Source organism: Streptomyces sp. NPDC047117 (assembly GCF_040643545.1).
In the GTDB taxonomy this organism is placed as follows: Bacteria; Actinomycetota; Actinomycetes; order Streptomycetales; family Streptomycetaceae; genus Streptomyces.
This window is the reverse complement of record NZ_JBEYUN010000016.1, coordinates 161,769-186,403: the sequence shown is the minus strand read 5'-3', so window position 1 is coordinate 186,403 and position 24,635 is coordinate 161,769. Positions and strand designations below refer to the sequence as shown.

Annotated in this window: 21 protein-coding genes and 1 tRNA gene; 12 read left to right on the top strand and 10 right to left on the bottom strand. The window is 72.9% G+C overall.

Going from position 1 to position 24,635, the window contains the following annotated elements:
- Positions 1-131: 131 nt before the first annotated feature.
- The gene (locus ABZ840_RS28015) at positions 132-1,478 is read right to left on the bottom strand and encodes a M20/M25/M40 family metallo-hydrolase (RefSeq protein WP_361563535.1); all 1,347 of its coding nucleotides are present in this window, start codon (positions 1,476-1,478) and stop codon (positions 132-134) included.
- Positions 1,479-1,774: 296 nt separating this feature from the next.
- On the opposite strand from ABZ840_RS28015, the gene ABZ840_RS28010 reads away from it, so the two are divergent.
- Positions 1,775-1,862 (top strand) — tRNA-Leu (locus ABZ840_RS28010).
- 219 nt (positions 1,863-2,081) lie between these two features.
- Positions 2,082-2,786 carry an HAD family hydrolase gene (locus tag ABZ840_RS28005; protein WP_361563532.1) on the top strand — a complete coding sequence of 235 codons (705 nt, stop codon included), beginning with the start codon at positions 2,082-2,084 and terminating at the stop codon, positions 2,784-2,786.
- Between the two features lie 5 nt (positions 2,787-2,791).
- Here the strand turns inward: ABZ840_RS28005 and ABZ840_RS28000 are convergent, their stop codons facing one another.
- Both ABZ840_RS28000 and ABZ840_RS27995 read right to left on the bottom strand, forming a co-directional pair.
- Positions 2,792-4,435, bottom strand: a complete 1,644-nt coding sequence (locus ABZ840_RS28000; RefSeq protein ID WP_361563529.1) for an ABC-F family ATP-binding cassette domain-containing protein — start codon at positions 4,433-4,435, stop codon at positions 2,792-2,794.
- Between the two features lie 397 nt (positions 4,436-4,832).
- The gene (locus tag ABZ840_RS27995; RefSeq protein ID WP_361563527.1) at positions 4,833-6,227 is read right to left on the bottom strand and encodes a cytochrome P450; all 1,395 of its coding nucleotides are present in this window, start codon (positions 6,225-6,227) and stop codon (positions 4,833-4,835) included.
- 101 nt (positions 6,228-6,328) lie between these two features.
- Between ABZ840_RS27995 and ABZ840_RS27990 the strand changes: the two genes are divergently transcribed.
- The gene (locus ABZ840_RS27990; protein WP_361563618.1) at positions 6,329-6,730 is read left to right on the top strand and encodes a (2Fe-2S) ferredoxin domain-containing protein; all 402 of its coding nucleotides are present in this window, start codon (positions 6,329-6,331) and stop codon (positions 6,728-6,730) included.
- An 84-nt stretch (positions 6,731-6,814) separates the two neighbouring features.
- Here the strand turns inward: ABZ840_RS27990 and ABZ840_RS27985 are convergent, their stop codons facing one another.
- From ABZ840_RS27985 to ABZ840_RS27975, 3 genes are all read right to left on the bottom strand, one after another.
- A complete protein-coding gene (locus tag ABZ840_RS27985; protein ID WP_361563525.1) occupies positions 6,815-8,755 on the bottom strand; it encodes a primary-amine oxidase in 1,941 nt (646 codons plus the stop codon).
- 80 nt (positions 8,756-8,835) lie between these two features.
- Positions 8,836-10,398: an APC family permease gene (locus ABZ840_RS27980; RefSeq protein WP_361563522.1), complete on the bottom strand. Its 1,563-nt coding sequence runs from the start codon at positions 10,396-10,398 to the stop codon at positions 8,836-8,838.
- Between the two features lie 32 nt (positions 10,399-10,430).
- The gene (locus ABZ840_RS27975; RefSeq protein WP_361563519.1) at positions 10,431-11,390 is read right to left on the bottom strand and encodes a hypothetical protein; all 960 of its coding nucleotides are present in this window, start codon (positions 11,388-11,390) and stop codon (positions 10,431-10,433) included.
- A 274-nt stretch (positions 11,391-11,664) separates the two neighbouring features.
- On the opposite strand from ABZ840_RS27975, the gene ABZ840_RS27970 reads away from it, so the two are divergent.
- The 5 genes from ABZ840_RS27970 (at position 11,665) to ABZ840_RS27950 (ending at position 14,597) form a co-directional block, all read left to right on the top strand.
- A complete protein-coding gene (locus ABZ840_RS27970) occupies positions 11,665-12,297 on the top strand; it encodes a TetR family transcriptional regulator (RefSeq protein WP_361563516.1) in 633 nt (210 codons plus the stop codon).
- A gap of 26 nt (positions 12,298-12,323) precedes the next feature.
- Positions 12,324-13,088, top strand: coding sequence for a glucose 1-dehydrogenase (locus ABZ840_RS27965; protein WP_361563513.1), 765 nt, complete (start codon positions 12,324-12,326; stop codon positions 13,086-13,088).
- Between the two features lie 174 nt (positions 13,089-13,262).
- The gene (locus tag ABZ840_RS27960) at positions 13,263-13,829 is read left to right on the top strand and encodes an NUDIX domain-containing protein (protein ID WP_361563511.1); all 567 of its coding nucleotides are present in this window, start codon (positions 13,263-13,265) and stop codon (positions 13,827-13,829) included.
- 10 nt (positions 13,830-13,839) lie between these two features.
- Positions 13,840-14,250, top strand: coding sequence for a DUF202 domain-containing protein (locus ABZ840_RS27955; protein WP_361563508.1), 411 nt, complete (start codon positions 13,840-13,842; stop codon positions 14,248-14,250).
- 2 nt (positions 14,251-14,252) lie between these two features.
- On the top strand, positions 14,253-14,597 hold the full coding sequence (locus tag ABZ840_RS27950) for a DUF202 domain-containing protein (protein ID WP_361563506.1): 345 nt from the start codon (positions 14,253-14,255) through the stop codon (positions 14,595-14,597).
- A 97-nt stretch (positions 14,598-14,694) separates the two neighbouring features.
- Here the strand turns inward: ABZ840_RS27950 and ABZ840_RS27945 are convergent, their stop codons facing one another.
- Positions 14,695-15,510: an alpha/beta hydrolase gene (locus ABZ840_RS27945; protein ID WP_361563504.1), complete on the bottom strand. Its 816-nt coding sequence runs from the start codon at positions 15,508-15,510 to the stop codon at positions 14,695-14,697.
- A 230-nt stretch (positions 15,511-15,740) separates the two neighbouring features.
- Between ABZ840_RS27945 and ABZ840_RS27940 the strand changes: the two genes are divergently transcribed.
- Complete coding sequence (locus ABZ840_RS27940) at positions 15,741-16,781, top strand: phosphotransferase family protein (protein WP_361563501.1); 1,041 nt, start codon at positions 15,741-15,743, stop codon at positions 16,779-16,781.
- An 8-nt stretch (positions 16,782-16,789) separates the two neighbouring features.
- Entirely contained in the window at positions 16,790-18,004 is a 1,215-nt protein-coding gene (locus tag ABZ840_RS27935; RefSeq protein ID WP_361563498.1) for an acyl-CoA dehydrogenase, read from the top strand.
- A 488-nt stretch (positions 18,005-18,492) separates the two neighbouring features.
- Here ABZ840_RS27935 and ABZ840_RS27930 read toward each other — a convergent pair whose 3' ends face one another.
- From ABZ840_RS27930 to ABZ840_RS27920, 3 genes are all read right to left on the bottom strand, one after another.
- On the bottom strand, positions 18,493-19,086 hold the full coding sequence (locus tag ABZ840_RS27930; RefSeq protein WP_361563496.1) for a TetR/AcrR family transcriptional regulator: 594 nt from the start codon (positions 19,084-19,086) through the stop codon (positions 18,493-18,495).
- Between the two features lie 44 nt (positions 19,087-19,130).
- Complete coding sequence (locus ABZ840_RS27925) at positions 19,131-20,792, bottom strand: AMP-binding protein (protein WP_361563493.1); 1,662 nt, start codon at positions 20,790-20,792, stop codon at positions 19,131-19,133.
- 133 nt (positions 20,793-20,925) lie between these two features.
- Positions 20,926-21,699, bottom strand: coding sequence for an SDR family oxidoreductase (locus ABZ840_RS27920; RefSeq protein ID WP_361563490.1), 774 nt, complete (start codon positions 21,697-21,699; stop codon positions 20,926-20,928).
- Positions 21,700-21,867: 168 nt separating this feature from the next.
- Here ABZ840_RS27920 and ABZ840_RS27915 point away from each other — a divergent pair, with 168 nt between their 5' ends.
- Both ABZ840_RS27915 and ABZ840_RS27910 read left to right on the top strand, forming a co-directional pair.
- On the top strand, positions 21,868-23,145 hold the full coding sequence (locus ABZ840_RS27915; RefSeq protein WP_361563487.1) for a DUF1343 domain-containing protein: 1,278 nt from the start codon (positions 21,868-21,870) through the stop codon (positions 23,143-23,145).
- 139 nt (positions 23,146-23,284) lie between these two features.
- Positions 23,285-24,607: an MFS transporter gene (locus ABZ840_RS27910; protein ID WP_361563484.1), complete on the top strand. Its 1,323-nt coding sequence runs from the start codon at positions 23,285-23,287 to the stop codon at positions 24,605-24,607.
- The last annotated feature ends 28 nt before the right edge of the window (positions 24,608-24,635 follow it).

Sequence of the window (24,635 nt, the reverse complement as noted above, 5' to 3'; positions counted from 1 at the left end):
GCTCACGAAAGGCTGACCTGAGTTGACGTCCGTGGTGGACGTCGGCGTCAGCCCCGTGCACCTCCTTGCCCCTGCTCAGGGACCCGTCGGCCCGGCACGGCGAAGGGTCGCTCCGCTCGGTGAACCGGTCGTCAGCTCTGCTCGATGAACCGGTCGAGGACCCGCGTGCCGAACTTGAGGCCGTCCACGGGGACGCGCTCGTCCACGCCGTGGAACATGCCCGCGAAGTCCAGCTCCGGCGGCAGCTTGAGCGGCGCGAAGCCGAAGCAGCGGATGCCGAGGTCGTCGAAGGACTTGGCGTCCGTACCGCCGGAGAGCATGTACGGCACGGCCCGCGCGATCGGGTCCTCGGCCTTCAGCGCGGACTGCATGGCGTCGACGAGCGCGCCGTCGAAGTCGGTCTCCACCGCCTTGTCCGCGTGCACGTCCTCGCGCTTGACCCGCGGCCCGAGGATCCGGTCCAGGTCGGCGAGGAACTCCTCTTCGAGGCCGGGCAGGAAGCGGCCGTCGACGTGCGCGGTCGCCTGGCCCGGGATGACGTTGACCTTGTAGCCGGCGCCCAGCTGGGTCGGGGCCGCGGTGTTCTGCAGCGTCGCGCCGATGATCTTCGCGATGCCGCCGAGCTTCGCCAGCGTCTCGTCCATGTTCTCGGGGTCCAGCTCGGTCCCCAGGGCGTCCGACAACTCGTCGAGGAAGGACTTCACGGTCTTGGTGACCCGCACCGGGAACTTGTGCCGCCCCAGCCGCCCGACCGCCTCGCACAGCTCGGTGATCGCGTTGTCGTTGTTGGTCATCGAGCCGTGGCCGGCCGTGCCGTCCACGGTCAGCCGCATCCAGTGCATGCCCTTCTGGGCCGTCTCGACGAGGTAGAGCCGCAGGTTCTCGTTGACGGTGAAGGAGAAGCCGCCGACCTCGCCGATGGCCTCGGTCACGCCCTCGAAGAGGTGCGGGTGCTTGTCGACCAGGTAGCGCGCGCCGTACACGCCGCCCGCCTCCTCGTCCGCGAGGAACGCCAGCACGATGTCGCGCGGCGGCTTGCGGCCGGAGCGCAGCCGGTCGCGGACGACCGCCAGGGTCATCGCGTCCATGTCCTTCATGTCGACCGCGCCGCGGCCCCACACGCATCCGTCGGCGATCTCGCCGGAGAAGGGGTCGTGCGTCCAGTCCACGGCGTTGGCGGGGACGACGTCGGTGTGCCCGTGGATCAGCAGCGCGGGGCGTGAGGGGTCCTCGCCCGCGATCCGGGCCACCGTGGAGGCCCGGCCCTTGTGGGACTCGAAGATCTGCGGCTCCAGGCCGACCTCGGCCAGCTTCTCCGCGACGTACTCGGCGGCGGCCCGCTCCCCCGGGCCCGAGTGGTCGCCGTAATTGCTCGTGTCGATCCGGATCAGGTCGCGGCACAGGTCGACGACCTCGTCCTCGCCGGTGACGCCCGGGGCCGGCTTCGATGCGGCCGGTGCGGGCTTGGACTCGCTCACGCTGCCTCCTCATGGTTCACGGCCGCGGCTCGCGCCGGTACGCGCGGTCACCGCGGCGGGGTCCGCTGCCATCCTCCCTCTCCCCCGGCCCGGGCCCAAGGCCGCAATCCTCCCGACACACGCTGGTCACAGGCGTGCGGGTGGCGGCCGGTCCGGCACCCGCCACTGCCGCGCCCATTCCCGTCCGAGGTGGCCGGCGCCGCCCCCTCGGCCGAGCGCGTGATCGACCACCCCCAAATGTTTGCTATGGTTTTCCACGTCGGAAGGGCGCAGACGGCCCGCCCGACAGACACCTTGTCCGGGTGGCGGAATGGCAGACGCGCTAGCTTGAGGTGCTAGTGCCCTTTATCGGGCGTGGGGGTTCAAGTCCCCCCTCGGACACCAACCGGTTCCCCACGGTCTCCCGCAGACCGTGGGGAATCGTCGTTTCCGGGCCCGTGCGTGCACCGCGGGGGCCGGTCCTCCGTGCAGGACCCCGGCAGGCGACTCTCCGCGATAACCCCGTGCGTCACGGTAATAACCCCGTGCGTCACGCCGGGCGCACTCATTACGCTGCGCGGGCCGGACGGCCGACGGATCAGTACAGCGCGGGAGGGAGCTGCCTTGGGCGGCACGGAGAAGGTTCTCGTATTCGACGCGGACGACACCCTGTGGGAGAACAACGTCGTCTTCGAGCGGATCATCGAGGAGTTTCTGGACTGGATGACCGACCCGGAGATCGGGCTGCGGCTCGGCCGGGAGGGCGTACGCACGGCGTTGGACGCCGTCGAGGCGGCGAACGCGAAGGCGCACGGCTACGGCAGCAAGGTGTTCCTGCGCAGCCTGGGCGAGTGCCTGGCGCAGCTGCACGGCCGGGACGCCACCGCGGAGGAGCTGGCGCGGATCGCGGCGTGGGCGGCGTCGTTCGACGGGGGCACCGTGGAGCTGATTCCCGGGGTCGCCGCCACCCTCGCCGAGCTGGCCGCCCGGCACGAGTTGCTGCTGCTGACCAAGGGGGACGCGGAGGAGCAGCGGCGGAAGGTCGACAACTCCGCGCTGGCCCACCACTTCCGGGGTGTGCACATCGTCGCGGAGAAGGACCTCTCGACCTACCGCGCCCTGGTGCGGGAGTACGCGCTGGCGCCGGATTCGGCCTGGATGATCGGCAACTCCCCCAAATCCGACATCCTGCCCGCGCGTGCCGCCGGGATGAACGCGGTGTTCATCCCGAACGACCACACGTGGGTGCTGGAGCACAGCGAGCTGGATCCCGCGGACGAGAAGGTGCTGCGGCTCACCGCCTTCCCGGAGCTGCTGCACCACTTCTGAGGCGGCTACTCCATAAGCGGCGCACCCTCCCCCGTGTCGGGGCCCTGGGGCGGATCGCCCAGGTCCAGCGTGCGGGTGATGCCCGCTTCGGTCAGGAATCGTTCATCGTGACTCACCACGATCAGTGCTCCTTCGTAGGCGCCGAGTGCGGCGACCAGCTGACGTACCGACGCCAGGTCGAGGTTGTTGGTGGGCTCGTCCAGCAGCAGGAGCTGCGGGGCGGGCTCGGCGAGCATGAGGGCGGCGAGGGTCGCCCGGAAGCGTTCGCCGCCGGAGAGGGTGGCGGCCGGCCGGTCGGCGCGGGCGCCCTTGAACAGGAAGCGGGCCAGCCGGGCCCGGATGTGGTTGTCGGTGGCCTGCGGGGCGAAGCGGGCGACGTTCTCGGCGACGGTCAGCCGGTCGTCGAGCACGTCCAGCCGCTGGGGCAGGAAGCGGTGCGGTACGTGGACCGTCGCCTCGCCCGCCGCCGGGGCGAGTGCGCCGGTGACCGTGCGGAGCAGGGTGGTCTTGCCGGAGCCGTTCGGGCCGACGAGCGCCAGCCGCTCGGGGCCGCGCAGTTCGAGGTTGACGTGGGTGCCGCAGCGGGTGGTCACGTCCCGCAGGGTGAGCACGCCGCGGCCCGGCGGCACGGCGGTGTGCGGCAGGTCGACGCGGATAGTCTCGTCGTCCCGGACCGCCTCGGCGGCTTCGCTGAGCCGTTCTCTGGCCTCCTTGAGCTTCTCGGTGTGCATGATGCGGTGTTTGCCGGCCGAGACCTGGGCCTGGCGCTTGCGCTCGTTCATGATGACCTTCGGCTCGCGCTTGTTGGCCGACATCTTGTTGCCGTAGCGGACCCGGCGGGCCAGCTTGACGTGGGCGTCGCCCAGGTCGCGCCGCTGGCGCTGCACGTCGGCCTCGGCGACCCGCACCATGCGCTCGGCGGCCTCCTGCTCGACGGCGAGCGCGGCTTCGTAAGCGGTGAAGTTGCCGCCGTACCAGTGGACCTCGCCGGCCCGGAGGTCGGCTATCCGGTCGACCAGGTCGAGCAGCTCCCGGTCGTGGCTGACCACGACCAGCACGCCGGACCAGCGCGCGACCGCTTCGTACAGCCGGGCGCGGGCGCGGCGGTCGAGGTTGTTGGTGGGCTCGTCGAGCAGCAGCACGTCGGGGCGGCGCAGCAGCAGGGCGGCCAGTCTGAGCAGTACGGACTCGCCGCCGGAGACCTCGCCGAGGGTGCGGTCCAGCTCGATGCCGTCCAGGCCGAGCTGGTCGAGGGTGGCGCGGGCGCGCTCCTCGACGTCCCAGTCGTCCCCAACAGCGGTGAAGTGCTCCTCGCTCGCGTCGCCCGCCTCGATGGCGTGCAGCGCGGCGCGGGTGCGGGCGATGCCCAGGATCTCGTCCACGGGGAGGGCGGCGTCCAGGGTGAGATTCTGCGGGAGGTAGCCGACGTCGCCGGTGCTCTGCACACTGCCGGCAGTGGGGGTGAGCTGGCCGGCGACGAGCTTGAGCAGAGTGGATTTTCCGGCGCCGTTGAGGCCGATGAGGCCCGTGCGGCCCGGGCCGACGGTGAGCTGGAAGTCGTCGAGGACTGCGGTGCCGTCGGGCCAGGCGAAGGTCAGGCCGGTGCAGACGACGGAGGCGGCGCGGTCGGAACGGTCGTTCGTAGACATACAGGTCTCCTGGAGCGGGCGTGGGCTGATGAGGAACAGCACAGGGAGACACCGCTGAAGCGGGGGACCGTGAGGTGCCGGCCACCGAAGACACGTACGGAGTGTCGTACGCGTTCCACGTACATGTCCGCGTACGCGGGGCGGCTGGTCGGCCGTCGTGGGCACGAGGGCACGCCGAGGTCGGGTCACGGTGCGCTGGGATCAGCGCGGCGTCTCAGGACCTCAGACGAGCAACGGCCTTCTCCAATCGACGGCAAAGGGGCCGGAAATGACGCTACGCCGAGCGCGACGAAAACACAAACGCTATTTTCGTAGCGTTAGTGAGGAACGGTTTCCGCGCGCCCGGCGGGACGGAGCTCGGCGGGATGACGAGCGGCGTGACGAGGGCGACCCGGCGTTACGCGCGCGGCCGCAGACGGACCCGCGCCGGGCCCTTGGCCTGCAGGGTGATGCCCGCACCCACCGGCACCTCGGCGTCGTCGGCGGCCTCCGGGTCGTAGGCGCGCAGCAGCGTCGCCAGCGCCAGGACCGACTCCAGCATCGAGAAGTGCTGGCCGATGCAGGCCCGCGGGCCGCCGCCGAAGGGGAACCACGCGTAGCGGTGCCGCCCGGCCGACCGCTCGGGCGTGAACCGCTCGGGGTCGAAGCGCTCCGGCTCCTCCCACAGGTCCGGGTTGCGGTGCGTGACCCACGGGGCGACCACGACGTCCGAGCCGGCTCTGATGCGGTAGCCGCCGATCTCGGTGTCCGCGACGGCCCGGCGGCCAACCACCGGGGCGGCCGGGTAGAGGCGCATGCCCTCCTTGAGCACCCGTGTCAGGTACGGCAGCCGTTCCAGGTCGGCGGAGGTGGGCGCACGGTCGCCCAGCACCTCGTCGATCTCCCGCTGGGCGCGCGCCCGCTCCTCGGGGTGGCGGGAGAGCAGATGGAGGGTGAAGGCCATGGAGGTCGCGGTGGTCTCGTGGCCGGCGAGCAGGAAGACCAGCACCTGGTCGCGGATCTCGGTCGCGTCCAGGCTGCCGTCCTCCTCGCTGCCCGCCTGCGCGAGCAGGGTGAGCAGGTCGTCGCCCGCGGGGCCGTCGGGGGCCGCGCGGCGCTCGGCGATGATCCGGTCGCAGACCGCGTACACCTCGCCGATCGCGGCCATCGCGCGGCGGTTGCCCGGCGTCGGCCACTCGCGCGGCAGGTTCACCGGCGCGTACGCGCGGCTCAGCGCATAGTCGTTGATCACCGGGAAGGAACGGTGGATGACCTCGACGGCGGCCTCGACATCGGCACCGAAGAGGATGCGCGCGACCGTCCGCAGGGCCAGCCGGCTCATCTCACCGACCAGGTCGACGCCGTCCCGGGCGCGCCAGCGCTCGACGACCGCGGCGGCCTCCTGGGCGATGGCGTCGGCGTACCCGTCGACCCGGCGCTTGGTGAAGAGCGGCTGCACCAGCCGGCGTTGCCGCAGATAGTCGGCGTCCTGGCTGGTGAGCAGGCCGTTCCCGAAGGCGGCGCGGACCTCCGCGTAGAAGGGGTTGTCCTTGCGGAAATTCGTGGCCTCCGTGCCGAGCACCTGCTGCACGCCCTCGGCGGAGAACACGCCATGGACGACGGTCCGCAGTCCGGGCGGGCCCGCGGAGATCCGCACCACGTCACCGTGGTCGCGACGGGCCCGGAGGAAGGCCCCCAGGGAGTCCTGCTGGAGTTCGAACATCGCCCCGAGGAGCGGCAGCCCCTTGGGTCCGGGTATCGCTTCTACGGGGCCCGCCCCGGTGTGCGCATCATTGTCAGTGGTGGCAGTCATACCCCGGGCCCTACCCCAAAGCCCGTCTCGATACGACGAGTTGAGGACCACACCCGGGGGCCGTTCGCACCGGCCCCGGTGCCCCGTACGATGGACCGGTGATCAACAAGCGTTCCCGCCGACCCGCCGACCGGGCCGCCTCCTGCCGTGTCACGGTGTGCCGCGGCTGCTGCTGCGGCGACGCGAGCAAGATCCCCGGCGTCGACCACGCGAGCCAGATCCCGCGGCTGCGCGCGGCGCTGGACGGCGCCGCCCCGGTGCGCGCCTCGGAGTGCCTGGACGTCTGCGACCAGGCGAACGTGGTCGTGGTCCAGCCGTCGCCCGAGGGGCGCGCGGCGGGCGGCCGGCCCGTATGGCTGGGCCTGGTCAACGACGACGACGCGCTGGCGGACATCGCGGCGTGGATCCGGGCGGGCGGCCCGGGCATCGCCGAGCCGCCCGGCATCCTCGACCTCTACGCGATCAAGGTCTCCCGCCGCGTCAGCGAGGGCCTGCCGGGCTGACGGCGGGAACGGCCCCACGGCGCGCGTGCGGCCCGTCCGGGGCCGCCCCGCGGGTGCGGGGCCCCGACCCGTACGGAAGCCGCCTCACGCGTGGCAGTGGCCCTCTCCGTCGCCCTCCCGGGGCAGGTCCAGCGCCGGGTTGCGGTCGAAGAAGCCGGTCGGCCTGAGAGTGAAGCCGCAGCGGTCGACGGGCATGACCGGCCAGTCCTCCAGCCGCGGCAGGTGGGTGGGGCCGAAGGTGTGCCAGAGGGTGAGGGCGGTGTCCGAGAGGGACTCGCCCGGCGCGCTCCAGGCGCTGACGCCCGCGCCTCCCGGGTGCTGGTTGGGGTAGTCGCCGTCCGGGTAGCGCCGTTCGGGCCGGCCCGCGGTGATCCACAGGTGCTTGGTGGCGTACGCGACGCGGGCCGCGACCGGCGAACCCGGCCGCGCGAGCAGCGTGGGCCCGGGCTGCGGCTGGAGGGTGTACGCGACGGGCTGCCCCATGCGGTTGCGGGAGCCCGGGTTGGTGATCCGCCAGCGGCGCCCCGCGGCCGGGTCGGCGAGCCGGCCGCCGTCCCCGGAGTCGGTGACCGGCGTGGCCCGGACGGTGAAGGCGTTGCCGTTCGGGTTGTCCGGACCCATGGGCAGCGGGACGACGTCGACCTCCTCGACGGTGTTGGCGTGCCCGTCGACGGCCGGGTCCAGCCGGGCGCAGAAGAGGTGCTGGTGGTACGGCGCCTGGAGGCCGGGCGCGATCTCGGTGGCGTACGGCGACTCCGTACCGGGTTCGGCGGCGGAGGTCTGCACCAGGCCGGTGGACTTCACCTCGAACTCGATCGTGCCGTCCTGGTAGAGGTACCAGTAGAAGCCGTAGTCGTAGTTGCCGAGGGTGGCGATGTACGAGAGGACGAGGCGGCGGGAGCGGCGGCTGTCGGCGGTGAAGCCGTCGAACATGTTGGTGTGCTTCCAGAGCAGCCCGTGGTCCTCTTCGTGCAGGCAGATGGCGTTCGGCAGCGTCTCGGGGTGCCCGGTGTCGCCGGCCACGACGGCGTCGACGTACCGGATCTCGCCGAGGCAGTCGCAGCCCAGGCGGAGCGCGTTGGCGTTCCGGCCGAGGGTGTACTCGCCGACGTCGAGGTAGCAGACCCAGTTGCGCGCGGGGTCCGGCTCGGCGTACGGCACGGCCATCTCGGCGAGCGAGGCGCGGTGCAGCACGGGCCGTACGCGGTCGCCGTCGCGGAAGCCGATCTCGTGCAGGACCAGGCCCTCGCGGGCGTTGAAGTCCAGCCGCAGGCGCCAGTTCTGCCAGGTGAGGACGTGGTCCTCCAGGGTGAAGGAGGGCCCTTCGGGCTGGGTGATCTCCAGCGGTTTCAGGTCCGTACGAGCGGGGCCGGTGAACTCCGCTTCGTAGCGGCCGCATTCGGCGGGCACGGGGACGGCGCCGGTGTCGATGAGGCGGAGGACGCGGCCCTCGGTGAGGTCCACGTCGGCGACGAGGCCGCCGACCGGGTGCGCGAAGGGGTTGTCGGACTCCGAGCAGCGCAGGAAGGTCAGCGAGCGCAGCATGCGCCGGCCGGTCTCCTCGGGCCTGCCGAAGTTCCCGGCGGCGAGCGGGGCCGCGACGACCAGGTCGAGGTCGGTGATGCCGCGGTCGGCCATGGCCTTGCGCCAGCCCGCGTCGGCCTTGACGACCGCGTCGCAGCGGTCGAACTCCTCGAAGAGCAGCGGCGGCTGTCCGTCGGCCACCGGGTCCAGCGGGCGGTACGCCACGAGGGCGCGCGCCGTGATGTCCACGAGGGCCTCGGCGGCGGCCCCGGTGGCGGGCTCCAGGAGGGTGACGCGGAGCCGCCGTACGACGGGGTCACCGGGGCGGTGCGCGGCGACGGTGTGCCGGTCCGGCTCGTCGAGGAGGACGAGGGGGAAGCGGGTCGTGTCGTCCGCCCGGCCGGACGCGGTCAGCACCTCGCGCGCCGTGTCGATCTCGTGCGCGGTGAGCGGGTCGAGCGGGTGCCGGACCTCGGTGGGGGCTTCGGCTGCGGCGGTCATCGACGGTTCTCCTGCCGTACGGCGGTCGTCTCGGTCGCCTCCTGTACGGCGGCCATCGGCGGTCTCGTCCCGTACGGCGGTCATCGGCGGTTGTCCTCCCGTACGGCGGTTCCGGGGTGCGGCCCCGGCTCGGCGGTGGCCGCCTTCTCCAGCTGGAAGGCCTCGTTGCCCAGGCCGATCCGGGCGTGCACCCAGGGGCGGACGGCACGCAGTACGCGCCCGTGCACGAGTCCGGCGACGGCGGCGAGCCCCATGAGGGCGGGCAGCAGCCAGTTCAGCGGGGAGCCCGCCCCGGCGCCGACCAGGACGCCGAAGTCCTTGACCGCGTAGACCAGGACGACCAGCAGGGCGAGTCCCGCGACGGCGGCGGCGGTGAGCCGGCCGGCCTGGGCGCGGCCCGCGCCGCGGCGTACGAAGAAGGCGATGACCGCTGCGCATGCGGTGGCCATCAGGGCGATGACCCCGAGGGCGCCGAGGTTGCCGCCCCACGTGAAGAGCCGCAGGACGGGTGTGGTCGGGTCGCCCGCCGGCGCCCGGTCGGTGACCGCGAACGCCACGACGACCAGGAGCGAGACGACCGTCTGCAGGAGGGAGCCGAGGGCCGGGGCGCCGCTGGCCTTGGAGGTGCGGCCGAGGGGCGCGGGCAGCAGGCCCTCGCGGCCCATGGCGAAGGCGTAGCGGGCCACGACGTTGTGGAAGCTGAGCATCGAGGCGAAGATGCCGGTCACGAAGAAGACGTGCAGGACGTCGGTGAACAGGCCGCCGAGGCGCGGCTCGGCGAGGGCGAAGATCAGCCCCGGGCCCTCCTTGCCGGCGGCGGCCACGACCCGGTCGGGCCCGGTGGCCACGCCGATGAGCCAGGAGCTGAGGGCGAAGAAGACCGCGGAGAAGCCGACGGCGAGGTACATCGCGCGGGCCACGACGGTCTGGGGCCGGCTGGTCTCCTCGGCGTACACCGGGGCCTGTTCGAAGCCGAGGAAGCCGGCGACGGCGAAGCACAGGGCCGTGCCGAGGCCCGCGCCGCCCAGCGTCGCGGGGTCGAAGGCGTGCAGGGAGAGGCCCTGCGGGCCGGGCTGCGTGGCGAACGCGAAGTCGAAGACGACGATGAGGGCGACCTCGACGAGGAGCAGGACGCCGAGCACTCGGGCGTTGAGGTCGATCTTCAGGGCACCGAGGGCGCCGGTGAGCAGGACGGCGAGGAGGGCGGGGACCCACCACACGACGGTGATGCCGAAGAACGTGCCGAGCAGCGCGGCGAATTCGAAGCCGAAGATGCCGTAGATGCCGACCTGGAGGGCGCAGTAGGCGGCGAGCGCGACGAAGGACGCGCCGGCGCCCGCGGTGCCGCCCAGCCCCCTGGCTATGTAGGCGTAGAAGGCGCCCGCGTTGTGCACGTGCCGGCTCATCTCGGCGTAGCCCACGCCGAACAGCGCCATCACGACGCCGAGGATGACGAACAGCAGCGGCTGCCCGACGATGCCCATGACCTGGTACGTGGTGGCCATGACGCCGGCCACGACCATCAGCGGGGCGCTGGCGGCCAGTACGGACAGGAGCAGGCCGGCGGTGCCGATGCGGCCGGCGCGCAGGGCGCGTTCCTGTCCCTTGAACGTGCTGATCTCGTGCGTACTGCCGGTCGGCATGGCGGAACGGTCCTCTCGGGGGGACGGCGGGATCAGGTGGTGTGCAGGGCGGTGTCGCGGGCGGCCCTGAAGGCGCGCGCCGGGTCGCGGCCGGGGTAGCTCCACGGTTCGGCGGTGACGTACGGGCCGATGCGGTGGAAGAGGGCCGCGGCCTCGGCCAGGCGCCCTTCGCAGAACTTGGCGTGGGCGAGGAAGTTCAGGTCGACCTTGCCGCGCGGGTGGCCGGAGTCGCCCTCCCATTCCAGCCACCAGTCGAAGGCGGTCTTCATGGCCTGGCGGGCGCGGCGGGTGGCCCAGTGGCCCGACGCCACCGGGTCGGCGGGCTCCAGCCCCGCGGCGGCCAGGACGCGGTACCGCTCGGCGTGCGCGACGACGGGCAGGACGGCCAGCGGGGAGTCGGCGGGGGCCTGTTCGACGGCCCAGGCGGCGAAGTCGTAGACCTGGTGCAGCGGGTCGTCGGTGTCGCCCTGCTGGTGTTCGGCGAGGCAGGCGGCCATGAGGTGGTGGGCGTGGTGGTGGCCGGGGTGCCGGGCGCGCACCTGATCGAAGGCGTGCTCGCGCGCGTCGGGGGTGCCGGTGGCGCGGGCCAGCAGCAGCGCGGCGAGCCAGGGGGTGGGGTCGGCGGGCGCCATCCGGGCAGCGGTCAGGCAGCTCTCGCGGGCGATCTCGGCGGGCTCCCGGCCGCGCAGCGCCCGGTGGACCGTGGCGGCGGCGACGAAGGCGGCGGCGTCGGGGCTGTCGGGCTCGGCGAGCTGCCACTCGCGGGCCCAGACGGCGCCGGTACGGGCGGCGCCGAGCGCCATCAGGCGGTGGCCGCGGCGGTCCCAGTCGGTACCGGTGGCGGCGAGGAGGGAACGGGCGGCGATCCAGCGGCCCTGCGCGAGGGCGTCGAGGGCCGCGGCCAGCTCGGCGTCGTCGAGCGCGGGGCGGACCGCGGCGGGGTCCTTGCGGCGGGGGCGCCCCAGAGGTGGGGGTGGGGGCGGTGGAGTCATACGAGACGTCTCTCCACGGCGCTCTTCCCTCCGGAACCCCGCGCGGGGCGGACATGTGCAGGTTTGATGAACGGATCGACACGAGGTGATCACAGACAGCAAACCGGCCCCCAGGGGTCTCCGTCAACCCCCGTCCGAGTGACCTCGGTGGACACCAACACCCCCACAGGCAACGCCCGTTCGGCAGCGCTCCACGGAAGCCGCGTCCCCCCTCTCCCGCCCTCCACCTCCCGCCCTCGTGCAATTAATAATGGCGAGTATTAATATGGGACCCATGGCGAGAACGGCGGGCACCGAGACCCGGGACAAGCTGATCCGCGCCGCGGAGGAGATCTTCGCGGCGCAGGGCGTCGACGGCGCCCAGACCCGCGACATCGTGCGGCTGGCCGGCCAGAGCAACCCGTCGGCGGTGCAGTACCACTTCGGGTCCCGCGCGGGCCTGCTGGACGCGGTGATGGCGGGCCGGCTGGGACGTACGGAGGCGGCGCTGGCGCCCGTCCTGGAGGAGCTGCCGGACCCGCGCCTGGAGGACCTGGTGCGCGCGCTGGTCACGGCCGAGGCGACCCAGCTGAGCGACGTACGGGGGCTGCGCTGCCTGCGGATCTCCGCGCAGCTCAGCCACGAGAGCGGCATCCGCACCCGGACGCCGCACCCCACACTGGCGGGCACCGCGTACTGGCGGCTGATCGAGCGGATCGAGGCCGCCCTCGCGGCGGCGGAGCTGCCCGAACCGGTCCGGCTGGAGCGTACGGACCTGGCGCTGACGCTGATCGGCGCTGCGCTCGCCGACCGGGCCCGGCAGTACCTCGACGGCGCGCGTCCGCTCACCACGGAGCCCGTCTTCCTCGCCGACCTCGTCACGACCACGGTGGCGCTGCTGCGCGCCCCCGCCCCGGAGCAGGGGTGACCCGCTCCCCGACACAGGAGTGCACGATGACCGATCTGACCGGCAGGACCATCCTCATCACCGGCGGCGCGCGCGGGCTGGGCGCCGAGGCGGCGAAGCAGGCCGTCGAGGCCGGCGCGCGCGTCGTCCTCACCGACGTGCTTGCCGAGGAGGGCGCGGCCACGGCGGCGGCGCTGGGCGACCGGGCCCGTTTCCTCGTCCACGACGTGACGTCCGAGGAGGACTGGCAGCGGGTGGCGGACTTCGCGGTCGCGGAGTTCGGTGGCCTCGACGGGCTGGTCAACAACGCGGGCATATCCACCGGCCAGCCGCTGGAGACCATCTCGGTCGACTTCTTCCGCAAGGTGATCGACATCAATCTCACCGGCGTCTTCATCGGCATGAAGACCGTCATCCCGCTGATGCGGGAGCGCGGCGCCGGCTCCATCGTCAACATCTCCTCGGCGGCCGGGCTGATGGGCCTCGCGATGACCGGCGGCTACGGCGCCTCGAAGTGGGGCGTACGCGGCCTCTCGAAGGTCGCCGCCGTGGAGCTGGGCACGGACCGCATCCGCGTCAACTCCGTGCACCCGGGCATGACGTACACCCCCATGACGGCCGGCGTCGGCATCCAGCAGGGCGAGGGCAACTACCCCAACACCCCGATGGGCCGGGTCGGCGAGCCGCACGAGATCGCGAGCGCGGTGGTCTACCTGCTCTCCGACGCCGCGTCGTACGTGACCGGCGCCGAACTGGCGGTGGACGGCGGCTGGACCACCGGGCCGACGGTGAAGTACGTGATGGGGCAGTGAGGCGGGCCGGGCGGCCGGTGGGGCACCCGGCGACTCGCCCGGTGCGGCATCCGGCGGGGCCCCGTTGCGGCATCCGGCGGGGCCCGTTGCGGCGCCCGGCGGGGCGGCGGCCCGCGGCACTGCCCGCCGCCGGCCCCCGACCGACCGCCGCCGGCCGTCTGATTGCATGGCCCCATGACCGATCAGCAGCCGGACGGGACCGGACCTCAGCAGCCGCTCAACGCCGACGAGGTCCTCGACATCGTCGACGAGCACGACCGGGTCGTGGGGCAGGCCCCGCGCGGTGAGGCGTACGCGCGCCGGCTGCGGCACCGCTGCACCTTCATCCTCGCCCGGGACGCGCAGGACCGGATCTTCGTACACCGCCGCACCGCGCAGAAGCTGGTCTTCCCCTCGCACTACGACATGTTCGTCGGCGGCGTGGTCGGCGCGGGCGAGTCCTACGACGACGCGGCGCTGCGCGAGGCCGAGGAGGAGCTGGGCGTGACCGGACTCCCCCGCCCCGAACCGCTGTTCAAGTTCCTGTACGAGACGCCGGAGCACACCTGGTGGTCGGCGGTCTACGAGGTGCGCTGCACGCTGCCGGTCGCCCCGCAGGCCGAGGAGGTGGCCTGGCACGCGTTCCTCACGGCGGAGGAGCTGGCGGCCCGGCTGCCGGAGTGGGAGTGGGTGCCGGACGGCCTGGAGGCGTTCCGGCGGTTGCGCGACTGGGAGGCCGCCGGGCGGCCGGCCGCCGGATAGGGTACGCCTCATGATCTTCACGGACCGCGTGCGGGCGCTCGCCGCCGACCTGCGGCTGTGGTTCGCGCCCGGGCGGCTCCGCAGCGAGGGCACCACCCCCGACTACCGCTTCTCGCTCGCCAACGAGCGCACCTTCCTGGCCTGGCTGCGCACGGCGTTCGCGCTGATCGGCGGCGGCTTCGCGGTCGACCAGTTCCTGCCGTCGCTGCACCAGACGGTACGGACGGTCTTCACGGTGGCGCTGCTCGCGGGCGGCGCGCTGTGCGCCGTGCGCTCGGTCAACCACTGGGTGCGCTGCGAGCGGGCGATGCGGCACGGCGAGGACCTGCCGGCCTCGCGCTTCCCCGCACTGCTGGGCGCGGGCGTCGGGCTGCTGGCGGTGGCCATCGCGGTGGTCGTGCTGCTGGGCTGGACGCGCTGACGATGAGCGGCGGGGAGGAACGCCCGGCGCCGGTCAGGGACCCGGGCCTGCAGCCCGAGCGGACCCGGATGGCGTGGCGGCGTACGACGCTGTCGTGCGCGGTGGCGGTGGTACTGGCCTGGCGTCAGGTGCTGGTCACCGGCGGGCCCACCGCGGCGGAGGTCGTCCTCGTCGCCCTGCTGGTCCTCGCCGGGCTGGCCTTCCTCACCGCCGCGCACACGCGCATGCGCCGGCTGGCCGCCCCGGCGTCCGAGGGACCACCCCGGACCATGGGCATCCGCACGGCGCTGCTGGCGACCGGCTGCACGCTGATCCTGGTGGGGCTGGGCGCGGCGATCACGCTGTAGCGCCGCGGGGCTGCAGAACCGCGGGCGCGGCAGAACCGCTGGCCTGGGGCGTCCAGCCCCGATCCCGGCCATGAGCCCCCTCACCCCGTCCCCCCCCTCAGCCCCCGAAAGCCCCCTTCGCCGCCCTGCGGATCTCTTCCGTCAGCGCCTCGGGCGCGGTGGCGTTCGCGCCGTGGCCCTGGCCCGCGAGGGTCACCACACGGGCGTCCGGCAGCACGGCCGCCAGGTCCGCCACGCGTTCATGCAAGTGCGGGAAGCTCTGCTCGCCCTGGAGCAGGGTCACCGGCAGGCCGAGCGCGCCGTACCGGTCCACGCCGAGGCCGAGGGCGTCGATGATCTCGTCCTCGACGATCTGCGCCTCGGCATGCGTGGCGATGAGCGCCTGCACGCGGGGGTCCTTGAGCATCTGCTCGACCGCCTCGGCCGGCATGCCGGTGATCGCGCGCGAGTGGATGCGTATCGCCTCCGTCGGGTCGCCGGCGTCCAGCGCGGCACGGGCCCGCGGCCCCGCCTCCCCCACCAGCAGCGACCGGGTCGGTATCGGCGGGTCGTACGCGACCACCCCGGCGAAGGGGGACGGGTCGCGGAGCGCGGCCTCCAGAGCGGCCACGGCGCCCGAGGAGTGCCCGACGAGCAGCACGGGCCCGTCCGCGGCCAGCGACTCGGCGACCGCCAGGACGTCGGCCGCCTCGACCGTCATCGAGTGGCCGCGGCCGATGCGCACCCCGGGCGCGTAGATCCGGCGGCGTATGCGGACCACCCGGAAGTCGTCGGTCAGCAGGCGGGCGACTCCGTCCCAGGACTCGGGGCCCCGGCCTCCCGGGTGGACGACGAGCACGGTGGGCCCGCTGCCCCCGTCGTCGACGGCGGTGAGCGGGACGCCGTCGGGGGCGAGAACGCGCAGTTCGGTCATGCGACCGATGATCCTCGTCACTGTCCGTCACCGCATCCCATTTTCCGGGCATCCCTTTGCCGGCCGCCGGAAAAGGGATGCCTGCTCCCCCGGCCCGCCCGAGCGCCGCATGTGACGCGCGGAACACCCCCGGCGCGCAACGTGTTCGCGTCGCCCTCTGGACGCCATACCGACTAGTCGGCATGATCGTGGACGGTCACACTCCACCGACCGGCAGACGGAGGCGCACGATGAGCAAGGACAACCCGCCCGGCCTCGACCTGGAGCGGCTCCGCGCCCACCTGGACCGGGAACGCCCGGGCCTGGTCGCGGGCCCGCTGAGCGCCGAGCTGGTCCAGGGGGGCCGGTCCAACCTCACGTACCGCGTCACCGACGGCACCGGCCGCTGGGTGGTCCGCCGCCCGCCGCTCGGCCATGTCCTGGCCACCGCGCACGACATGGCCCGCGAGCACCGGGTGATCAGCGCGCTGCACGATACCCCGGTACCGGTGCCCGAGACGCTGCTCCTGTGCCAGGACGAGGAGGTCATCGGGTCGCCCTTCTACGTCATGGAGCTGGTCGAGGGGACGCCGTACCGCACGGCCGAGCAGCTGCGGCCGCTCGGCCCCGAGCGCACCCGCGACATCGTGCTCCGCCTCGTCGACACCCTCGTCGACCTGCACGCCGTCGACCCGGCGTCGGTGGGGCTGGGCGACTTCGGGCGGCCCGACGGCTTCCTGGAGCGGCAGCTGCGCCGCTGGGGCAAGCAGCTCGCCGCGTCCAAGAACCGCGAACTGCCCGGCATCGACGAGCTGCACGAGGCGCTGGGCCGGAAGCTGCCCGCCTCCCCCGCGCCCGCCGTCGTGCACGGCGACTACCGACTGGACAACGTCCTGGTCGGCGCGGACGACCGGATCGCGGCGGTGCTGGACTGGGAGATGTCTACGCTCGGCGACCCGCTCACCGACCTCGGCCTGCTCGCCATGTACAGCGAGCAGGAGGAGTCGCCGGACTCGCCCGTCACCACCACCCGCAGTGCCCCGGGGCACCCCGAACCGGGCGAGCTGATCGAGCGGTACGCGGCCGGCTCGGGGCGCGACGTCTCGCAGGTCGCCTGGTACACCGCGTTCGCGTACTTCAAGCTCGCGGTGATCCTCGAAGGCATCCACTACCGGTACACGCTCGGCCAGACCGTCGGCGCGGGCTTCGACCGGATCGGCGAGGTCGTGCCGCGCTTCATCGACAACGGCCACCGCACCCTGTCCACCCTGTCCGCCGTGAAGGAAGGCTGAGGCCGCTCATGGACTTCGCATTCGACGCCCGTACCGAGGAACTCCGCGAGCAGCTGCTCGCGTTCATGGACGAGCACGTGTACCCGGCCGAGCAGGTCGCGCACGAGCAGCGGGCCGAACTCGCCTCGCCGTGGGACACCCCGGCGATCGTCGAGGAGCTGAAGGCGGAGGCCCGCAAGCAGGGCCTGTGGAACCTCTTCCTCCCCGACGCGGAGTACGGTGCCGGGCTGACCAACCTCCAGTACGCGCCGCTCGCCGAGATCACCGGCCGCAGCCCGCAGCTCGCGCCGACCGCGCTGAACTGCGCGGCGCCGGACACCGGCAACATGGAAGTACTCACCCAGTTCGGCAACGAGCAGCAGAAGAAGCAGTGGCTGCAGCCGCTGCTGGCCGGTGAGATCCGCTCCGCGTTCGCGATGACCGAGCCGGAGGTGGCGTCCTCGGACGCCACCAACATCGAGACGCACATCGCGCGGGACGGCGACGACTACGTCATCAACGGCCGGAAGTGGTACATCTCCGGCGCGATGAACCCGCTGTGCCAGATCTTCATCGTGATGGGCAAGACCGACCCGGACGGCGAGGACATCCGCCGCCAGCAGTCGATGATCCTCGTGCCGCGCGACACGCCGGGCCTGACGGTCAAGCGCGCGATGCAGGTCTACGGGTACGAGGACCACTACCACGGCGGCCACGCCGAGGTGCTGTTCGAGAACGTACGCGTCCCGGCGTCGAACCTCGTCGGCGAGGAGGGCGGCGGCTTCGGCATCGCGCAGGCCCGCCTCGGCCCGGGCCGCATCCACCACTGCATGCGGCTGATCGGCATGGCCGAGCGGGCCATCGAGCTGATGTGCAAGCGGGCGGTGGGGCGTACCGCCTTCGGCAAGCCGCTCGCCCAGCAGGGCGTCGTGCACAACTGGATCGCGGACGCGCGGGTCGCCGTCGAACAGCTCCGGCTGCTCGTCCTGAAGACCGCGTGGCTGATGGACACGGTCGGCAACAAGGGCGCGCACACCGAGATCCAGTCCATCAAGATCGCCACGCCGCGCACGGTCGTGGACATCATCGACCAGGCGGTCCAGCTGCACGGCGCGGGCGGCGTCAGCCAGGACTTCCCGCTCGCCGAACTCTGGGCCGGCGCCCGCACCCTCCGCCTCGCGGACGGCCCGGACGAGGTCCACCAGCGCTCTCTGGCCCGCCGCGAGATCAAGAAGTACCTGTAGCGCCCACGCCCCGGCCCGGGCGGATTCACCCGGGCGGATTCACCCGGGCGGACTCACCCGGGCGGATTCACCCGGGCCCCGCGCGTTCCCCGCCCCCCACCTGGGTAACCCCCTGGTGGGGGTCCGTGGGTCTGCGCAATCGGAGCCAGCGCCGCAGTCATACGATCACGCCCCGCCTACGGGCCCAGCGCCGCAGTCATACGAATCCGCCGCACCTACGGGCCCAACGCCCGCACCCGAGGCCCTCGCCCCACACGAACCCAGCGCCCGCTACGGCTGCGCCCCACACGCGACACGGGCCCAGCACCCGCACCCGACGCCCGCGCCCCACACCCGGCACGGGCCCCGCGCCCGCACCCGACGCCCGCGCCCCACACCCGGCACGGGCCCCGCGCCCGCTACAACGCCAGCGCCCCCACGCCGGACGTGAGGGGCGCTCCTTCGTCCGCTACGGCCCGCAGCGCCCACTGGAGCGCTTCCTTCGACCCCTACGGCCGCAGCGCCCGCAGCAGCAGGTCCGCCAGGTGGTTCGCGACCTCCTGGGGGGTGAGGGGGCCGCCCTCGCGGTACCAGGTGCCGAGGTGGTGGACCGAGCCGAAGTGGTAGTCCACGATCAGGTCGGCGGGGACGTCGGCGGTGAAGACGCCCGCCTGCTGGCCCTCTTCGATCAGCGCGCGGAAGCGCTCGTGGTAGCGGCGCCGCTCCGCGCGCACCTGCTTGTCCTTCTCCGGCGAGAGCTGGTGCATGGAGCGGAAGAAGATCTTCGTGTCGTCGAGGTTCTCGATGGTGGTGACGACGACGTCCGCGGCGGCCTCGCGGAGCCGCTGCTCCACCGGCGCGTCGGCGTTCGCGAAGTGGTCCAGGCGCTCCTGCTGGAGGCGGAGCACCCGGCCGTAGACCTCGTGCAGCAGGTCGTCCTTGGAGCCGAAGTAGTGGTAGAGCGCGCCCTTGGTGACGCCCGCCGCCTCGACGATCTCCTGGACCGAGGTCCGGTCGTACCCCTGCTCGGCGAAGAGCCGGGTGGCGGTGGCCAGCAGCCGCTGTGCCACGGGCTTCGTGCTCCCGTCCGTCGTGCCGGCCATCGCCCTCACCTGTCCTTCTCCGTACTGTTCACGTGCTGTGGAGGCTAGCCGCGGTCCCGCAGCTCCCGTCGGAGGATCTTCCCACTCGTGGTCTTCGGCAGTTCCGGCAGGACCTCGACCGCCCGGGGATATTTGTACGCGGCCAGCCGTTCCTTGCAGTAGGCGGCCAGCTCCGCGGGGTCCGGGGACTGGCCGGGGCGGAGGCTGACGTACGCCTTGACCGATTCCCCGCGGTAGGCGTCCGGGACGCCGACGACGGCGGCCTCGCGGACGGCGGGGTGGCCGTAGAGCACGTCCTCGACCTCGCGCGGCCAGACCTTGAAGCCGGACGCGTTGATCATGTCCTTCTTGCGGTCGACGACGTACAGCCAGCCGTCGGCGTCCATGAAGCCGATGTCGCCGGTGCGCAGCTCGCCCTCCGGTATCGCCTCCGCGGTGGCGTCGGGGCGGCGCCAGTAGCCGGGGACGACCTGGGGGCCGCGCACGGCGATCTCGCCCTGTTCGCCGAAGGGCACGTCCCGGCCCTGGTCGTCGATGATCCGGACGACGGTGTCGGGGCCGGGGACGCCGACCGCGAGGGTGCCGGAGACCTTGTCGACCGGGGCCTCCAGGTGCGGCGGCACGCTGGCGCACGGCGCGGTGCACTCGGTGAGGCCGTAGCCGTTGCGGATGTACGGGCCGAATTCCGCGCGGAACTTCTCCACCAGCGCGGGCGGCAGCGGCGCGCCGCCGGAGGCGAGGGTGGCGAAGGAGGAGAAGTGGTCGCGGGAGACGTCCGGGTGGGCCATGAGGGCCATGAACGCGGTGGACGGGCCGACGGTGAAGGCCGGGCGGTGCTCCAGGAAGGCGTCCAGGACGACGCCGGCCTCGAAGCGGTAGGCGAGCGCGAGGGTGCCGCCGCCGGTGACGCAGGAGGCCAGTTCGCAGACCATGCCGGTGATGTGGAAGAGCGGGGCGAGCGCGAAGTAGGTGGCGCCGTCGGGGAGGCCGAGGCCGGTGCGCTGCCGCTCGGCGTTGTAGGCGATGTTGCCGTGGGTGTTGGTGGCGCCCTTGGGCGTGCCGCTGGTGCCCGAGGTGTAGCTGATGAGCGCGATGTCGTCGGCGGTGGGTTCGGGGGTGCCGGCGGCGGGGCCACGGCCGGCGTGTTCCCGGGCGGCGGTGAGCAGGTCGTCGGCGCCCTCGCGCGGGCCGAGCCGTTCGCCGCGCAGGACGCGGGCATCGTCTCTGGTCTGCAGGTCGCGTTCGGAGGCGGTCAGCGCGATGCGTACGGAGTGCGCTGCCGCGGCGGTGTCGCGCAGGAAGCCGTCCCAGGTGCGGTCGGCGCAGATCACGGCGGTGACCTCGGCGTCGGTGAGGACGTGGGTCATCTCGGCGGACTTGTACATGGGGTTGACGGGGACGACGATGCCGCCGGCCTTCCAGACGCCGAAGAGGGCGAGCACGAAGTGCGGGGTGTTCTGCAGCATGATCGCGGCCCGGTCGCCGGGCCGGAAGCCGCGGTCGCCGAGGTGGGCGGCGATGCCGTCGGAGAGCGCGTCGGTCTCGGCGTAGGACAGCCGGCCGTCGAAGTAGGCCAGGGCTGTCCGGTCGGGGACCCGGCGGGCCGCGTCCCGGAAGGCGTGCAGCGTGGAGGGGTGCGGGTGCACGGGGGCGCGCTGGGCCTCGTTCAGCTGCGACAGCCACGGCATGTCCTGGTACGACGTCATCGGCGTGCGGCCCTTCTCTCTTCTGGTCCCGGGGGGGGCGGTACGCGGGTCCGGCGCGCCCTGCGGCCGGGCCCCGCGTCCCGTACGGCGCGGCCGTCCCCGCCGTGCCGTACGGGTGGGTGGTCGGTGCCGGTCAGGCGCCGGCGTCCTCGGCGGCTTCGAGCTTGCGCTGGAGGTGGTTCATGCCGCCCAGCCAGCGGCCGGGGTCGGCGGCGCGGGTCGCGTAGTAGCCGGCGACCTCCGGGTGCGGCAGGACCAGGAAGCGGTTCTCGGCGATGGCCTCGAAGAGCGCGTCGGCGACGGCTTCCGGTTCGATGGCGCCGGGGGTGAGGACGAGGTCGCCGGCGGAGCCGGTGCCCGCGAGCATGTCGGTGCGGACGCCCTGCGGGCAGATGGCGTGCACGTCGATGCCGCGGTGCTTGTAGGTGAGCGAGAGCCATTCGGCGAAGGAGTACGCGGCGTGCTTGGACACGCTGTACGGCGCTGAGCCGATCATGGTGAGCAGGCCGGCCGCCGAGACGGTGGCGACGAAGCGCCCGCTGCCGTGCTCCAGCCACTCGGGTATGAGCGCGCGGGCCGCCCGTACGTGGGCCATGACGTTGACGTCCCAGGCCAGCTGCCAGTCCTCGTCGGGGGCCTCGGAGCCGCCGCCGGTACCGACGCCGGCGTTGGCGCAGAAGATGTCGATGCGGCCGCCGAGGGCCTCGCGGGCGGCCGGGACGACGGCCGAGGCGTCGCCGGGGACGGCGATCGCGCCCAGCTCGGCGGCGGTGCGCTCGGCCTTCTCCTTGTCGAGGTCGTTGATGACGACCCGGGCGCCCTCGGCGATGAAGCGGGCCGCGAGCGCGGCGCCGATCCCGCCGCCCGCTCCCGTCACCACGACGGCCTTGTCCCGCACGGCTTCCACTCGTCTCTCCCTCGCCTCGCCGGCACCACGGTCAGCAGGCAGACTAACCAGTCGGTATGTCGCTGCGGAAGCCCCCGGGGCGCAGCCGTCCGGGGCAATACCGCGGCGGCGGGCGGCCCGGCGCATTAGCGTGCAGGACACACAAATTCCGATCCCGGAGGTGTGCGCATGTCCCTGTCCAGAAGAAGCCTGCTGGCCGCCACCGGCGCGGTGGGTGCCGCGTCGGCGGCGAGCGCCGGGCCGGCCGCCGCGCTCTCCCCCGCGGCGGCGCCACGCGGCCACGGCCACCGCGTACGGACCGGCTTCGACCTGCTCGCGGCCGACGGCTACGCGCTGCTGTCGGGGCAGAAGGTCGGCATGGTCACCAACCCGACCGGCGTCACCCCGGAAGTCGAGCACATCGTGGATGTGATGCACGGGGACGAGCGGGTGCGGCTGACCGCGGTCTTCGGGCCCGAGCACGGCTTCCGCGGCACGGCGCAGGCGGGCGGTTCGGAGGGGAAGCACGACGACCCGGCGACCGGGCTTCCGGTGTACGACACGTACCAGAAGAGCGGGCAGGCGCTGGCGGACATCTTCACCGAGTCCGGGGTCGACACGGTGGTCTTCGACATCCAGGACGTCGGCGCGCGCTTCTACACCTACATCTGGACGCTGTACGACTGCATGGTGGCGGCGGCCATGGCGGGCAAGCGCTTCGTGGTGCTGGACCGGCCGAACCCGGTGACCGGCCGGTCCGCCACCGGCCCCGTGCTGGACAAGAAGTTCGCCTCGTTCGTGGGCCGGGAGCCGATCACGCAGGCGCACGGGATGACGGTGGCGGAGCTGGCGCTGCTGTTCAACGACCGGTTCGTGCCCACGGCGGCCGGCAAGAAGGTGCGGCTGGACACCGTGCTGATGAAGGGCTGGCGGCGGGGCGACTTCTTCGACGCGACGGGGCTGCCGTGGGTGCCGCCCAGCCCCAACATGCCCACCGCCGACACCGCGCTGGTCTACTCCGGCACCTGTCTCTTCGAGGGCACCAACCTCTCCGAGGGCCGCGGCACCACCCGCCCCTTCGAGCTGCTCGGCGCCGAGGGCATCGACCGGAAGTGGGCGGCGGCGGCCAACGCGGAGCGGCTGCCCGGCGTCCGGTTCCGGGAGGCGTACTTCGCTCCGACCTTCTCCAAGTTCCAGGGGAAGACGATCGGCGGGGTGCAGCTGCACGTGGCGGACCGGGCGGCGTTCGACCCGGTACGCACCGGCATCGCGCTGCTGGTGACGGCGAAGAAGGTGTGGCAGGACTTCGCGTGGCGGGCGGACCACGGCATCGACCGGCTGGCCGGCACGGACCGGGTCCGCACGATGATCGACGCGGGCGCCGGCACGGCCGAGGTGGTGGGCGCCTGGCAGTCGGAGCTGGCGAAGTTCCGCGCGCTGCGGGCGCGTTACCTGCGCTACCACTGAGGCTCTACCGCTGAGGGCGCGGCACCTGCGGTACCACTGAGCGGGCCGGACGGGAAGCCGTCCGGCAGCCGTCTCAGCAACCGAGACCACCCGTCCCACCTATTGACTGCCCAGTACAACGACCGTGAGCATGCGGCTCGTGCACAGCGAAGCGACAGCAGAAGAGACCACGGCCGGCGCCGCCGCGCCCGACGGCAGTCCGGAGAGCCTGCGGCGGGTGGCCGTGGCCTCGTTCATCGGCACGGCCATCGAGTTCTACGACTTCTACATCTACGGGACCGCGGCCGCGCTCGTACTGAACCAGGCGTTCTTCCCGACCCTGGACCCGGTCAACGCGACCCTGGCCTCCTTCTCCACCTACGCGGTGGCGTTCGCGGCCCGCCCGCTCGGCTCGATCGTCTTCGGGCACTTCGGCGACCGGGTGGGCCGCAAGTCCGTCCTGGTCGTCTCGCTGCTGCTGATGGGCCTGTCCACGGCGTTCGTCGGCCTGCTGCCGGGCTACGCCACGCTGGGCATCTGGGCGCCGGTCCTGCTGATCCTGCTGCGTTTCGTGCAGGGCATCGGGCTGGGCGGCGAGTGGGGCGGCGCGGCGCTGCTCGCGGTCGAGCACGCCCCGAAGAAACGCCGCGGCCTGTACGCCGCCTTCCCGCAACTGGGCCCGTCCGTCGGGTTCTTCGCCGCGACCGGCATCTTCTGGCTGCTCTCCTCGGTGCTGGAGGACACGGCTTTCCGGTCCTGGGGCTGGCGCATCCCGTTCCTGCTGTCGTTCCTGCTGGTCGCCGTCGGCCTGTTCGTACGGCTGAAGATCAGTGAGACGCCGGTCTTCGCGAAGGTGATGGACGCGCAGGAGGCCAGCAAGGTCCCCACCCTGGACGTGATCCGCGGGCACTGGCGCGAGCTGCTGCTCGGCTCGGGCGGCATGATCATCGCGTACGGGCTGTTCTACACCGCGACGACGTACTGCCTCTCCTACGCCACCGGCACGCTCGGCGTCTCCCGCAACACCATGCTGGGGCTCTCCCTCGTGGCCTGCCTCTTCCTGGCCGCCGGCACCTGGCTCGCCGCCACCCGTTCCGACGGCGCCGGCCGCCGCAAGCTGATCCTGGCCGGCTGCGGTCTCGCGGTCGTCTGGGGCCTGATCCTCTTCCCGCTGCTGGACACCGAGTCGCCGTTGCTGGTGGCCGTCGCCCTCGGCGGCGCGCTGTTCTGCATGGGCGTGGTCTACGGGCCGATGGGCGCGTACCTGCCCGAGCTGTTCGGCACGAAGGTGCGCTACTCCGGCGCCTCGCTCGCGTACAACCTCGGCGGGGTGCTCGGCGGCGCGGTCTCCCCGCTGATCGCCACCCGTCTGCAGTCCGCCTTCGGCTCCTCCTCCGTCGGCTGGTACGTCTCCGCGATGGCCGTCGTCTCCCTGCTGTGCGTCCTGGCGCTGCCGGAGACCCGGGAGCGCGAACTCGCCTGAATCGGGGACCCGGTGGTGCGCCGCACCC